Below are 12,225 nucleotides of genomic sequence, written 5' to 3' on the forward strand. Positions count from 1 at the left end.
TCAGGCCGCGCCGCCGTCCCGCTCGGCCAGCAGCCGGTCCGCGATCTCCTCGATGCGCGCCCGGAGCCCCTCCTGGCTCTTGCCGCCGTCGAGGCGCTCGCCGCCGATGACGTACGTGGGGGTGCCGGTCACGCCGATCGCCTTGCCCTCGGCCTGGTCGGCGTCGACGACCAGGATGTGCCGGCCGTCGATCAGCGCGGTGTCGAACTCCTCGGCGTCCAGGCCGAGTTCCCGGGCGATCTCGACCAGCAAGGGCTCACCCGCGGCGTCCAGCTCCGCGACCCGCGCCAGCACGGCCTCCGTGTACGGCCAGCCGTTGCCCTGCTCCAGCGCCTCCTCGGCGGCCTGGGCCGCGGCGAAGGAGTGCTTGTGCTTCTCCAGCGGGAAGTGCCGCAGCCGCAGCTCCAGCCGGTCGCCGTAGCGGGCGCGCAGAGCGCGGAGGTCGTCCAGCGCGGCGAGACAGTCGGGGCACTGCAGTTCGCACCAGACGTCGAGGACGAGTGCCTCGGTGCGTGCGGGAGAGGTGTCGCTCATGCCCCTCAGTCTTCCAGGCCGGACGCGGGCGACCCAATCCGGACCTCGGAGGGCTGGGACCGGAGGGCTGGGGGCCGAGAGCTGGGGGCCGAGAGCTGGGGGGGCGAGAGCTGGGGGGCGGGGGCCGGGCCGGTCGGGGGCCGGGCACGCCGGGCCGCCGGATCGGGGTCGCTCCGCGTGCCGCCCTCCCCGTCCGGCACTCCAGGAGGAGGCGACCCTAAGATCCCCCTGATCTCGGGCCGGGGCATGGCATCGCGGGGATCCGGCGGTGCACGATGGAAGCGACGCACCGAGCCCGCCTGGAGGACCGGAATGATTGCCGAGACAGTGTGCTCCGCCGTGTCCGCGGCGGGCCTGGGTATCGCGGTGGTGACGGCCTACCGCAAGCGGTTCCTGGCGGCGGCCCGCATCGCCGCCTACTCACTGGTGCCGGTCGGCCTGGTCATGACCGGGGTCGTCGGCTGGCTCTCCGACACCGCGCTGAGCCCCACCGCCTGGGCGGGCTTCGGAGTGCTGGGCGCGGCCTGGCTCCTCTTCACGGGCACACGTGCCGTGGAGCGCCGGCGCGGAGGCACCGGCGCCGAGCGCAGGGCGGCGAGAAAAGCGGAGCGGGACGCGGTGGCGCCCGCGGCGTCGGCGCCCTCCCTGGGCCAGTCGGCCCGCCCGGCGCCGCGCCCCGCCGCCGCGCCCCGGTCCGGCTCGGCGGAGGACTTCAGCGACATCGAGGCCATCCTCAAGAAGCACGGCATATGACAGTCACATGACTCGCTGAAACGACACAGGTGGGTCCGCGGATGCCCGGAATCGTTCACCAGCCGGACGAGACCTCACGGATTCAGTGATCTCCCGCAAGATCCATGAGCGGTGATCGCGAGCGGGGTGCCGGGTGCGTCATGATCTGCCGCGAGATGCTGGACACGACACAGAGCGAGGCCGCGCCGCCGAAGGACGAGCCGCGCGGGTGCCTCTTCGCCCTTTCCCAGCCACCGCTGATGATCTTCCTAGCGGTGATCGGGTGTCTGCTCCTCATGGCTGCGCTGCACGACCTGCTGTTGCTGTGAGCCGTACACGTCCGTCCCGGCGCCACCCGCCGGGACCGACGTCGCATCGGACCGACCCGGGCCTCAGCCCGCCGCTTCCTTGCGCCGGGCCCGGTAGGCGGCGACATGCAGGCGGTTTCCACAGGTACGGCTGTCGCAGTAGCGGCGCGAGCGGTTGCGGGACAGATCCACGAAGGCACGCCGGCAGTCCGGGGCCTCGCAGCGCCGCAGCCGCTCCTGCTCGCCGGCCACCACGAAGAAGGCGAGCGCCATCCCGCAGTCGGCGGCGAGATGGTCGGCGACGGAGGCACCGGGCGCGAAGTAGTGCACATGCCAGTCGTAGCCGTCGTGGTCCGTGAGGCGCGGGGTGGTGCCCGCCGCGGCGACCAGTTCGTTGATCATCATGGCCGCGGACCGGGCGTCCGGGGCGGCGAAGATCGCCGCGAACCGCCCCCGGACCCGGCGCACCGCGGAGAGATCGAACTCCGACAGCGTGCCGACGTCGCTCATCTTGTGGCTTCGTACGAAACTCGTGAGGGCCTGCACATCGGAGAGTCCGTCAGCCGCCTCGTCGTCCTCCGGCACGGAGTTCACCAGATCCACCACGGTGTCGAGCGCGCACCGGGTGTCGTGGGTGATCAGCACGTTTCGCTCCCTGGCCTGGGGGTCGGGCGGGCGCCCGCCGATGGTGGCGAATGGTAGCGACATCCGCGCCCACAGCACCCGTCCGCGCCCGTCCGTACCCGACCTCGCTTGCCGGGAGAACGCCTCCGGACCCCCAGGGGTTCCCGCCCGCACCGGCCGGGCCGGCCGGACCGGCGAGGGATGATCGCGACGGTTCGTGACCGGACACGCACAGACCGGCGCCGCCCCCGCGTTCGCTCACGGTGACGGCGACGGGCCGTGCCCTATGCGGTTGTCTTGGCCCGAGCCGTCTCCCCGAGTGGACGGCGCCGGGCTGCTTCGAGGGGCCGCGACGCGGCCTAGCTCTCCGCCAGGATGTGCGAGAGCTCCTGATCCAGATCGAAGTGCCGGTGTTCCGTGCCGGGTGGCACGGCGGCGTCGGTTCGCTTCAGGAAGGACTCAAGGGCCCGCGCAGGGGCCTCGAGCAGGGCCTCCCCCTCCGGGGAGCTGAGGGCGATGCACACGACGCCCTGACCATGACTGCGGGATGGCCAGACGCGGACGTCGCCGGTGCCGGTGGGCCGGTGCAGCCCTTCGGCGAGGAGGTCGCGGGCGAACACCCACTCGACGGTCTCCTCGGCTCCGGTGTGGAAGGTGGCGTGCACGGCGTAGGGGTCGGCCGTGTCGTACCGCAGGCCTGCGGGGACAGGCAGGGATGACTCGCTCGACACAACGAGGCGCAGGTGCAGCTCGCAGCTGACCGTGGTGTTCATAAGCGCCAGGGCCTTTCGCTCAGTGTGCGCTCGGGGATTCGCACGTCGGCGAAATCGACATGCCACCTACGGTGCCGTTGTAAACCCCTCTGAGTGTTTTGCGTGTCTTTACGTAACTCTTCCGGCCGAGAACTCGTACCGGACCTACGACCATTCCGGTGACTGGATTCACTCGGGTAGGGTTTGTCTGTATGAATACGGGGAGTGACGAGCCGGGCGAGGTTGCCGTGGCGGCGGACAGGGCGAAGACGGACCGGGCCGAGGGCGAGCAGGGGGCCGAGCAGCGGCTGGGCTCACGCGCGCCCGAATTCATCAAGGCCCGCCGGGTCCTGCACCTGAGCTGGCAGGTCGGGGTCTTCGTGCTCGGCCTCGCCGTGGTGGTCGCGGGCATCATCATGCTGCCGCTGCCCGGGCCCGGCTGGGTGGTGATCTTCGGCGGCATGGCGATCTGGGCGACCGAGTTCGTCTGGGCCCAGCTCGTGCTGCGCTGGACCAAACGCAAGGTCACCGAGGCGGCCCAGCGTGCCCTCGACCCCAAGGTGCGCCGCCGCAACATCACACTGACCGTGATCGGCCTGGTGATCATCGGCGTGCTCGTCGGGATCTACCTGTGGAAGTTCGGCGTGGTCATGCCCTGGAAGATCAAGGACCAGTGACGCCACCGCGGGGCGGGGCGGCGCACACCGCCCGGCCCCTGGTCGGAGGCACCCCCTGACATGGGGTAATGTTCTTTCTGCGCCCGGGCGATTAGCTCAGTGGGAGAGCGCTTCGTTCACACCGAAGAGGTCACTGGTTCGAACCCAGTATCGCCCACCCGGACCGACGGCCCATCTGCGAGAAGCAGGTGGGCCGTCGGCGTGTGCGCGCCCTGTCGACGGGTGAGGAGCGGCGGGGCCCGCGGGGGCGGAACCGGCGGCGACCGGACCGCAGGAGTTGCCGGATCGGCAACAACCCTCGTGTCCGCCGGGCCGCCCGCCGGATCATGGTGACGCGGCCGGGACCGGCTCCGCCAGCTGCGCGGACGTGCGCCCCGGCGCCGCACTCACCCGCTCTCCGGCCCTCGCCGGCCGCCACCTCAGGAGGTCCCATGCCGCCTGCCCCCAGCCCCGTCCACCGCCTGGTCCCCTCTCCGGCCGGCCGCATCCACCTCGTGGAGCAGGGGACCGGCCCCCTGGTCCTGCTCCTGCACGGCTTCCCGGAGTCCTGGTACGCCTGGCGCCACCAGCTGCCGGCGCTCGCCTCCGCCGGCTACCGTGCGGTGGCGCTCGACGTCCGCGGCTACGGCCGCTCGTCCCGGCCGGCGTCCGTGGCGGCGTACCGGATGCTCGACCTGGTCGAGGACACCGCCGCCGTCGTCGAGGCGCTCGGTGAGCGGTCCGCGGTGGTCGTCGGGCACGACTGGGGTGCGTCGATCGCCGCTGCCTCCGCCCTGACCAGGCCGGACGTGGTCCGGGCCGTGGGTCTGCTGAGCGTGCCGTACACCCCGCCCGGCGGTCCGAAGCCCAGCGAGGTCTTCGCACGGATGAGCGCGGCGGGCGGGACGGACGGCCCCGGCGCCGGGCCCGGCGGGGCGACAACCGGAGGAGGCGGTGGCGAACCCGCCGGGGCAGCGGCTCAGGGGACCCCCGAGGACGTCCGCGTCCCCGAGGAGTTCTACGTCTCGTACTTCCAGCGCCCCGGCCGCGCGGAGGCCGAGATCGAACCCGATGTGCGCGGCTGGCTCGCCGGGTTCTACGCGGCCCTGTCCGCCGGCACCATGCCCGCGCCCGGCGCCCCCGCCCCGTACTTCGTCGGAGCCGGCGGCACCCTGCGCGAACGCTTCCCCGCAGGCGTCCTTCCGTCCTGGCTGGGGGAGCGAGACCTCGATGTGTTCGCCGGCGAGTTCGAGCGGACGGGGCTGACCGGGGCCCTGAACCGGTACCGGAACATGGACCGGGACTGGGCCGACCTGGCCGGTCACGCGGGTGCCCCGATCGTGCAGCCCTCGCTGTTCATCGGGGGCGCGCGGGACGCCTCGCTCGACTGGCTGGCCGACGCCGTCAAGGCGTACCCCGAGACCCTGCCGGGCCTGCGCGGCTCGCACCTCCTGGACGGATGCGGGCACTTCGTCCAGCAGGAGCGCCCGGACGAGACCAACCGGATCCTGCTCGACTGGCTGGCGTCCCTGCCCGCCTGACCGGCCCGGCCCCCGCGGCCGGCAGGAAACCCGTGTCCGAATCATTCACGCTTTCGCGTCCACCACGGGACGGACGGTGACGATCCGTTACTCGCGGTGGAGATGCCGAGGGGTGGGTCATCAGAGCGACCGGACTTTTGCGCTCTTCGCGGAGAAGTTCCCTGCGGGGGCCGCGGGTGGAAATCCGCCGGGCTTCTCCTAAAGCACCGTCACTTTCCTTCGGAAGTACGACAAGCGAGGAATTCCTCTCGGCCCCGGGGCGCGGCCGCCGGCCGGAAATCCGAACCTGGATCACTTCCGTGCGCCCGCCGCGCGGGCGCACACTCGGGCCATGGACTGGAACCACTACCGCTTCCGCAGCCTGTGGTCCCTGCCCGCGCCCCCGGCCGCCGTGTACGCGGCGCTGGAGCGGGCCGAGGACTACCCCCGCTGGTGGCCCCAGGTGCGCTCGGTCACCCGCGGGAACGGCGGCACCGGCGTGATCACCATCAGGTCCGTCCTGCCGTACGCCCTCACCTCCACCATGCGGCAGACCCGCCGGGACCCCGCCGCCGGCGTCCTGGAGGTCGCGCTCTCCGGGGACGTCGACGGCTGGGCCCGCTGGACGGTCACCGCCGGCGGCCCCGGCACGCTCGCCCGCTACGACCAGGAGGTCGACGTCGGCAAGGCGCTGCTCAGGCTGCTCGCCGTACCCGGACGGCCGCTCTTCCGCCTCAACCACCGCCTGATGATGCGGGCCGGACGGCGCGGACTGCTGCGGCATCTGCGGGCGGTTTGAACGAACGGCGCGGCGACCTGTATTGTTCAGTGCGTTCCCGGGCGATTAGCTCAGTGGGAGAGCGCTTCGTTCACACCGAAGAGGTCACTGGTTCGAACCCAGTATCGCCCACCGGGAAAGAGCCGGTCCGCACAGCGGACCGGCTCTTCTGCTACGCGGCGGCGGGCAGCTCCGGCCGCAGGGGCCACTCCGTGCTGACGATCTCCTCCGAGCCGCTGCGCGCGAACCACGCCTGGAGCCCGCGCGCCTGCGCCGCGTGCCAGTTCGCCTGGAGCGTGTGCAGCTCGGTGGGGGACAGCCGTTCGAGCCGGGTGGCGAAGCGGCGCCCGAGGGCCCGTACGACATCCAGCGCGGCCAGCGCGTCCGCCGCCGCGTCGTGCGCGCCCTCCAGCGCCACGCCGTAGTGCGCGCACAGGTCGGTCAGCGTGCGGCGGCCCTTGCGGTACCGGTCCAGATGCTTGTCCAGCACCCGCGGGTCCAGCACCCGCAGCGGCACCGACTCGAACCAGCGGTCCAGCGAGGACGCCCGGTGCCGGCGCAACTCCCGGTCCAGCAGCGTCAGATCGAACGGCGCGTTCATCACCACCAGCGGCCGGCCCAGTGCCGCGTGCTCGGCCAGGTGCTCGGCTATCTCGTACATCACCGGGGCCGGCCAGCGCCCGTTGTGCTGCAGGTGCTCCTCCGTCAGCCCGTGGACCGCCGTCGCCGCCTCCGGCACCGGCACCCCCGGGTTCACCAGCCACCGGGTGACCCGGGGCCGGGTACCCGGCGCGTCCTGGACGACGACGGCGGCCGACACGATCCGGTCGGCCTCGACGTCCACGCCCGTCGTCTCCGTATCGAAAGCGGCCAGCGGCCCCTCGTACCAGGTCGTCATCTGAACCCAACTCCTCGTTCACCCGCGGCGGATGACGTTCCGTCTTCTGCCAGTTTGGTGATACCCGGGCCGTTTGCGCCGTACGCCGCGAGGACACAACAGGAGTGCGGGTCTTTGCAGTTCAGCGGCTCGTAGCGGGAAAACTCTTGGCTCGGAAGGCTGTTGGTCATGGCCATAGCGCAGCCCGAGCGGGGCGGGCTGCTGCCCGAACGCCCGGGCACTCTTCGCGGCTCGCTCGCCACCACCGCCTGCATGGAGACACTGCAGGTCGGCTATCTGCACGCGGTCGCCGCCGCGGCCGGCTGCTCGCTGTCCCAGCCCTTTCCGGACAACGGCATCGACTGGCACGTCAGCCACAGCGCGCCCGGACACACCGTCGACGACGAGGTCACCATCAAGGTGCAGCTGAAGGCCACCTACCAGGTCGCGCCCGACCCGCCGGGGCGCTCCTTCTCCTTCACCCTCGACAACAGCCATCTGCGCAAGCTCGCCCGCACCCCCGTCTCGGTGCACAAGATCCTGGTCGTCATGCTCGTGCCGCGCTCCCAGGACGACTGGCTGCGCGCCGGCCACGACCGCCTCGACCTGCGGCACTGCTGCTACTGGGTCAACCTCGCCGGCCAGCCCGTGACCGGCCGGCACCGGACCACCGTGCGGATCCCGACCGCGCGCATCTTCGACGACCGGGCCCTGTGCGAGATCATGACGCGGGTCGGGACGGGAGGCAGGCCATGAGGAACCGTCCCTACGGCGAGCCGGTACGGCAGGTCAGGCCGCACCCCGACGACCTGCCCTGGAACCGCCCGCCGCAGGCCGCCGACGTCGACCCGGCCGTGCTCGCCGCCCTGCTGCACCGGCACGGCTGGCGGCGGCGCGGCGGCGCGGCCGGCCGGTACGGCCGCTGGACCCCGCCCGGCCCGGGCGGCGGCGGGACCAGCCTGCTCGTCCCCGAGAGCCGCGCCTTCCCGGACAGCGAGGACCTGCTCGGCGAGGCCCTCGACGCCCTCACCCGCAGCCACACCCCCTGCGCGCGCGAGGTGCTGATCTCCCTCGCCGTACCCAGCGACGAGATCCGCTGGTGGCGCGACACCCCGGGCGGACCCGCCGGTGCCGCCCCCTGGCCCGCCGACGACCACCTGCGCGCCGCCGCCCGGCAGACGCTGCTCGCCGCCGCGCTCGCCACCCGCGCCCGTGCCGGCTACTACGGCGCCCGCCACCGCCGTGCCGCCGCCGCCCTCCTGGAGGACGTGCTCGTCGGGCCCGCCGCCGAGGGCCGCACCCTCACCGCCTTCGCGCCCGTGCCGACCGGCCGCCCCCTCGCCGTCCGCCTCCACCAGGCGCTCCACGCCGTCCGCGAGGCCATCGACTACCAGCGGGCCACCGGCGGCATGGACGCCTTCGACGGCGCCGTCGAGGCCGGCGCCAGCCGCGAGCTAACCGAGGCGCTCGGCCTGCTCGTCCGGGGCACCGAGGGCGCCCGCGTCGCCGTCGCCTGGGCACCCGGCGCCGGCGTCCCCGAGGGCTGCGCCGCCTCGGCCGAACCCGTCGAGTTCTCCCCCGGCGACCTGCCCGCCCTGCGTGCCGCCGCCGCCCGCTACCTGCGCGAGGAACCCTCCGTCCCGGTCCGCGTCACCGGCGCCGTCGTGCGCATGCGCCGCTCCGGGCCCGGCGGCGAGGGCACCGTACGGCTGCGCGTCCTCGCCGGCGCCGAGGTCCCGCACCTCCGCGTCACGCTGGACGAGGAGGACTACCGCATCGCCGGGCACGCCCACCTCGTCGGCCTCCCCGTGCGGGTGCACGGCAGGCTGGAACGCCGGGGCGGCTTCCGCCGGCTCACCGGCGCCTCCGGTGTCGTCCCCGTGCAGGTGGACGAGGCCGAGCGGGACCGGCTGATGAAGTCCCTCCAGGAGAACCTCGACTACTTCGAGGAGGCGTGCGGGGAGGCGTACGGCGACGACGGCTGAGGGCGCGGGGAACCGGCGGCCGGGGTGTAGGGGGAGAGGGACGGTCGGTAACCGTTTCGCGGTGGGAGCCGTCGGGTCGGTACGATCGCCTGTGCGCGCGCTCCTGGTATGGCGCCGCCCCCACCTTCAGTCAGGAGAGACCGGTGTCAGACGTCCGTGTGATCATCCAACGCGATTCCGAGCGGGAAGAACGCGTGGTGACGACGGGCACTACGGCCGCCGACCTCTTCGCGGGCGAGCGCTCGATCATCGCCGCGCGGGTGGCCGGCGAGCTGAGGGACCTCAGCCACCAGCTGTCCGACGGAGACGAGGTCGAGGGCGTCGAGATCTCCTCCGAGGACGGCCTGAACATCCTGCGCCACTCCACCGCGCACGTCATGGCGCAGGCCGTGCAGGAGCTGTTCCCCGAGGCCAAGCTGGGCATCGGCCCGCCCGTCAAGGACGGCTTCTACTACGACTTCGACGTCGAGAAGCCGTTCCACCCCGATGACCTCAAGGCCATCGAGAAGAAGATGCAGGAGATCCAGAAGCGCGGGCAGAAGTTCTCCCGCCGTGTCGTCACCGACGAGGCGGCCCGCGAGGAGCTGGCGGACGAGCCGTACAAGCTGGAGCTGATCGGCCTCAAGGGCTCGGCCTCCCACGACGACGGCGCGGACGTCGAGGTCGGCGCCGGCGAGCTGACGATCTACGACAACCTGGACGCCAAGACCGGCGACCTGTGCTGGAAGGACCTCTGCCGCGGTCCGCACCTGCCGTCGACCCGCCTGATCCCGGCGTTCAAGCTGATGCGCAACGCGGCCGCCTACTGGCGCGGCAGCGAGAAGAACCCGATGCTCCAGCGCATCTACGGCACCGCCTGGCCCTCCAAGGACGAGCTGAAGGCGCACCTGGACTTCCTCGCCGAGGCCGAGAAGCGCGACCACCGCAAGCTCGGCAACGAGCTGGACCTCTTCTCGATCCCCGAGCAGATCGGCTCCGGCCTTGCCGTCTTCCACCCCAAGGGCGGCATCGTCCGCCGGGTCATGGAGGACTACTCGCGCCGCCGCCACGAGGAAGAGGGCTACGAGTTCGTCTACACCCCGCACGCCACGAAGGGGAAGCTCTTCGAGACGTCCGGGCACCTGGACTGGTACGCCGACGGCATGTACCCGCCCATGCAGCTCGACGAGGGCGTGGACTACTACCTCAAGCCCATGAACTGCCCGATGCACAACCTGATCTTCGACGCGCGCGGCCGGTCCTACCGCGAACTGCCGCTGCGCCTCTTCGAGTTCGGGACCGTGTATAGGTACGAGAAGTCGGGCGTCGTGCACGGCCTCACCCGTGCCCGGGGCTTCACCCAGGACGACGCGCACATCTACTGCACCCGTGAGCAGATGTCCGAGGAGCTGGACAAGACGCTCACCTTCGTCCTCGGCCTGCTGCGGGACTACGGTCTGACCGACTTCTACCTGGAGCTGTCCACCAAGGACCCGGAGAAGTTCGTCGGCTCCGACGAGGTCTGGGAGGAGGCGACCGAGACCCTGCGCCAGGTCGCCGAGAAGCAGGGCCTGCCCCTCGTGCCCGACCCGGGCGGCGCCGCCTTCTACGGCCCGAAGATCTCCGTCCAGGCCAAGGACGCGATCGGCCGCACCTGGCAGATGTCGACCATCCAGCTCGACTTCAACCTGCCGGAGCGCTTCGACCTGGAGTACACCGGCCCGGACGGCGCCAAGCAGCGCCCGGTCATGATCCACCGCGCGCTGTTCGGCTCCATCGAGCGGTTCTTCGCGGTACTCCTCGAGCACTACGCGGGCGCCTTCCCGGCGTGGCTCGCCCCGGTCCAGGCGCTCGGCATCCCGATCGGCGACGGGCACGTGGAGTACCTGGAGAAGTTCGCGGCGGCGGCCCGGAAGAAGGGCCTGCGCGTCGAGGTGGACTCCTCCTCGGACCGTATGCAGAAGAAGATCAGGAACGCGCAGAAGCAGAAGGTGCCGTTCATGGTCATCGCCGGCGACGAGGACATGTCGAACAGCTCGGTGTCCTTCCGCTACCGCGACGGCTCGCAGGAGAACGGCATCCCGTTCGACGAGGCCATCGCGAAGATCGCGAAGGTCGTGGAGGAGCGGGTCCAGGTCTGACCGGCGCCCGCTCCACGCGACGGCCCCCGGGGAGGTTCACCTCCCCGGGGGCCTTTCGTCGCCCTCGCGGTGGAAGATCTCCAGCAGCCAGGACGAGAACGATCCCGTCACCGCTCCGAGCAGGGCGAGGCCGCAGGCCATCATCGCGCAGGCGATCACCCGGCCGACCGCGGTGACCGGTGTGACGTCGCCGTAGCCGACCGTCGTGAGGGTCGAGACGGCCCACCACACGGCGTCGCCGAACGTCCGCATGGTGGCGCCGGGCGCCCCGCGTTCGGCCTGGTACACCGCGAGCGCGCTGGCGAAGCCGAGCAGCACGGTGGACAGGCCGGCATAGGCGATCACCCGCGCGTGCAGCGCGAGCCGGGGCTTGCCGGCCTTGCGCTGGACGGCGTCGTACAGCGGAACGATCCGCAGCGGCCGCAGCAGCGGCAGGAGCACCACCACCGTGAGCAGCATGTGGGCGGAGACGTAGCGCGGACCCTGCCCGCTGAGCCGCCAGCGCACCAGGTAGTCCGCGATGAACAGCAGCCAGAGGCCGGCGATCACGGACAGGCACACGTCATGCCAGAAGACGGGCATGCGCGGGGCCAGGACATGCGCGGCGTACGCGGCCAGGTAGACCAGCGCGGCCAGGAAGAGGGGGATCTCGGTGCGCTGTTCCCAGCGCGCCGCACGGCTGTCGTCGTCCACCGGCCAAGCTTGGCCGGACGCCGCCTTCACCCCGCCCCGGCGACACGCCGGGAAGGGGTGAAGCCATATGCTGCCTAGCATGACGAGTGAGCCGGAGCAGCAGATCGGAGTGGGGACCCAGGATGCGTTCCAGCGCCTGTGGACGCCTCACCGGATGGCCTACATCCAGGGCGAGAACAAGCCGACCGGTCCTGGGGCCGACGACGGCTGCCCCTTCTGCTCGATCCCGGCCAAGTCCGACGAGGACGGCCTGATCGTCCGGCGCGGTGAGCATGTCTACGCCGTGCTCAATCTGTACCCGTACAACGGCGGCCACCTGATGACCGTGCCGTACCGGCACGTGGCCGACTACACCGATCTGACCGCGCCCGAGACCACCGAGCTGGCCGAGCTGACCAAGCAGGCGATGACGGCTCTGCGTACGGCGTCCGGCGCGCACGGCTTCAACATCGGTATGAACCAGGGCGCGGTCGCGGGGGCCGGCATCGCCGCCCATCTGCACCAGCACATCGTCCCGCGCTGGGGCGGCGACACGAACTTCATGCCGGTCGTGGGCCACACCAGGGTGCTGCCCCAGCTGCTGGCCGACACCCGCAAGATGCTGGCCGAGTCCTGGCCGGCCGGCTGACGAAGCGGCGCCCGGCGC

At 71.9% G+C, this 12,225-nt stretch carries 14 protein-coding genes and 2 tRNA genes; 11 read left to right on the forward strand and 5 right to left on the reverse strand.

Annotated features, from left to right (window positions below; genetic code table 11):
• Positions 1-534, reverse strand: a complete 534-nt coding sequence (locus tag ACF073_RS19220) for a DsbA family protein (protein WP_392071432.1) — start codon at positions 532-534, stop codon at positions 1-3.
• A 312-nt stretch (positions 535-846) separates the two neighbouring features.
• On the opposite strand from ACF073_RS19220, the gene ACF073_RS19225 reads away from it, so the two are divergent.
• The gene (locus ACF073_RS19225) at positions 847-1,287 is read left to right on the forward strand and encodes a hypothetical protein (protein ID WP_392071433.1); all 441 of its coding nucleotides are present in this window, start codon (positions 847-849) and stop codon (positions 1,285-1,287) included.
• Between the two features lie 104 nt (positions 1,288-1,391).
• A complete protein-coding gene (locus tag ACF073_RS19230; protein WP_392071761.1) occupies positions 1,392-1,595 on the forward strand; it encodes a hypothetical protein in 204 nt (67 codons plus the stop codon).
• A 63-nt stretch (positions 1,596-1,658) separates the two neighbouring features.
• Here ACF073_RS19230 and ACF073_RS19235 read toward each other — a convergent pair whose 3' ends face one another.
• Positions 1,659-2,219, reverse strand: coding sequence for a CGNR zinc finger domain-containing protein (locus ACF073_RS19235; RefSeq protein ID WP_392071435.1), 561 nt, complete (start codon positions 2,217-2,219; stop codon positions 1,659-1,661).
• Between the two features lie 338 nt (positions 2,220-2,557).
• Positions 2,558-2,971 (reverse strand): SsgA family sporulation/cell division regulator, encoded by a 414-nt coding sequence (locus ACF073_RS19240; RefSeq protein WP_004002642.1) that lies wholly within the window; start codon positions 2,969-2,971, stop codon positions 2,558-2,560.
• 191 nt (positions 2,972-3,162) lie between these two features.
• Here ACF073_RS19240 and ACF073_RS19245 point away from each other — a divergent pair, with 191 nt between their 5' ends.
• The 5 genes from ACF073_RS19245 (at position 3,163) to ACF073_RS19265 (ending at position 6,036) form a co-directional block, all read left to right on the forward strand.
• Positions 3,163-3,627 (forward strand): TIGR02611 family protein, encoded by a 465-nt coding sequence (locus ACF073_RS19245; protein WP_392071437.1) that lies wholly within the window; start codon positions 3,163-3,165, stop codon positions 3,625-3,627.
• An 85-nt stretch (positions 3,628-3,712) separates the two neighbouring features.
• Positions 3,713-3,784: transfer RNA gene (locus tag ACF073_RS19250), tRNA-Val, on the forward strand.
• A gap of 274 nt (positions 3,785-4,058) precedes the next feature.
• Positions 4,059-5,147 (forward strand): alpha/beta fold hydrolase, encoded by a 1,089-nt coding sequence (locus ACF073_RS19255; protein WP_392071439.1) that lies wholly within the window; start codon positions 4,059-4,061, stop codon positions 5,145-5,147.
• A gap of 331 nt (positions 5,148-5,478) precedes the next feature.
• A complete protein-coding gene (locus tag ACF073_RS19260) occupies positions 5,479-5,925 on the forward strand; it encodes an SRPBCC family protein (protein WP_392071441.1) in 447 nt (148 codons plus the stop codon).
• A gap of 39 nt (positions 5,926-5,964) precedes the next feature.
• Positions 5,965-6,036: transfer RNA gene (locus tag ACF073_RS19265), tRNA-Val, on the forward strand.
• Positions 6,037-6,076: 40 nt separating this feature from the next.
• On the opposite strand, the gene ACF073_RS19270 is transcribed toward ACF073_RS19265, so the two are convergent.
• A complete protein-coding gene (locus ACF073_RS19270; protein ID WP_392071443.1) occupies positions 6,077-6,802 on the reverse strand; it encodes a 3'-5' exonuclease in 726 nt (241 codons plus the stop codon).
• A gap of 168 nt (positions 6,803-6,970) precedes the next feature.
• On the opposite strand from ACF073_RS19270, the gene ACF073_RS19275 reads away from it, so the two are divergent.
• The 3 genes from ACF073_RS19275 (at position 6,971) to thrS (ending at position 10,886) form a co-directional block, all read left to right on the forward strand.
• Complete coding sequence (locus tag ACF073_RS19275; protein ID WP_392071445.1) at positions 6,971-7,537, forward strand: DUF4365 domain-containing protein; 567 nt, start codon at positions 6,971-6,973, stop codon at positions 7,535-7,537.
• A complete protein-coding gene (locus tag ACF073_RS19280) occupies positions 7,534-8,766 on the forward strand; it encodes a hypothetical protein (protein WP_392071447.1) in 1,233 nt (410 codons plus the stop codon). Before ACF073_RS19275 ends, ACF073_RS19280 begins: the two co-directional genes overlap by 4 nt.
• A gap of 143 nt (positions 8,767-8,909) precedes the next feature.
• Positions 8,910-10,886, forward strand: coding sequence for a threonine--tRNA ligase (gene thrS, locus ACF073_RS19285; protein ID WP_392071448.1), 1,977 nt, complete (start codon positions 8,910-8,912; stop codon positions 10,884-10,886).
• 36 nt (positions 10,887-10,922) lie between these two features.
• Here thrS and ACF073_RS19290 read toward each other — a convergent pair whose 3' ends face one another.
• On the reverse strand, positions 10,923-11,579 hold the full coding sequence (locus tag ACF073_RS19290; RefSeq protein WP_392071450.1) for a potassium channel family protein: 657 nt from the start codon (positions 11,577-11,579) through the stop codon (positions 10,923-10,925).
• Positions 11,580-11,646: 67 nt separating this feature from the next.
• Here ACF073_RS19290 and ACF073_RS19295 point away from each other — a divergent pair, with 67 nt between their 5' ends.
• Complete coding sequence (locus tag ACF073_RS19295) at positions 11,647-12,207, forward strand: HIT family protein (protein ID WP_392071452.1); 561 nt, start codon at positions 11,647-11,649, stop codon at positions 12,205-12,207.
• The last annotated feature ends 18 nt before the right edge of the window (positions 12,208-12,225 follow it).

The organism is Streptomyces sp. NPDC015171 (assembly GCF_043079545.1).
Classification (GTDB): Bacteria; Actinomycetota; Actinomycetes; order Streptomycetales; family Streptomycetaceae; genus Streptomyces.

Coding starts and splice junctions, on each gene's coding strand:
- ACF073_RS19225 (WP_392071433.1), top strand. CDS start 847: ATGATTGCCGAGACAGTGTGCTCCGCCGTGTCCGCGGCGGGCCTGGGT.
- ACF073_RS19230 (WP_392071761.1), top strand. CDS start 1,392: ATGAGCGGTGATCGCGAGCGGGGTGCCGGGTGCGTCATGATCTGCCGC.
- ACF073_RS19245 (WP_392071437.1), top strand. CDS start 3,163: ATGAATACGGGGAGTGACGAGCCGGGCGAGGTTGCCGTGGCGGCGGAC.
- ACF073_RS19240 (WP_004002642.1), bottom strand. CDS start 2,971: ATGAACACCACGGTCAGCTGCGAGCTGCACCTGCGCCTCGTTGTGTCG.
- ACF073_RS19295 (WP_392071452.1), top strand. CDS start 11,647: ATGCTGCCTAGCATGACGAGTGAGCCGGAGCAGCAGATCGGAGTGGGG.
- ACF073_RS19275 (WP_392071445.1), top strand. CDS start 6,971: ATGGCCATAGCGCAGCCCGAGCGGGGCGGGCTGCTGCCCGAACGCCCG.
- ACF073_RS19255 (WP_392071439.1), top strand. CDS start 4,059: ATGCCGCCTGCCCCCAGCCCCGTCCACCGCCTGGTCCCCTCTCCGGCC.
- ACF073_RS19260 (WP_392071441.1), top strand. CDS start 5,479: ATGGACTGGAACCACTACCGCTTCCGCAGCCTGTGGTCCCTGCCCGCG.
- ACF073_RS19280 (WP_392071447.1), top strand. CDS start 7,534: ATGAGGAACCGTCCCTACGGCGAGCCGGTACGGCAGGTCAGGCCGCAC.
- ACF073_RS19270 (WP_392071443.1), bottom strand. CDS start 6,802: ATGACGACCTGGTACGAGGGGCCGCTGGCCGCTTTCGATACGGAGACG.
- ACF073_RS19220 (WP_392071432.1), bottom strand. CDS start 534: ATGAGCGACACCTCTCCCGCACGCACCGAGGCACTCGTCCTCGACGTC.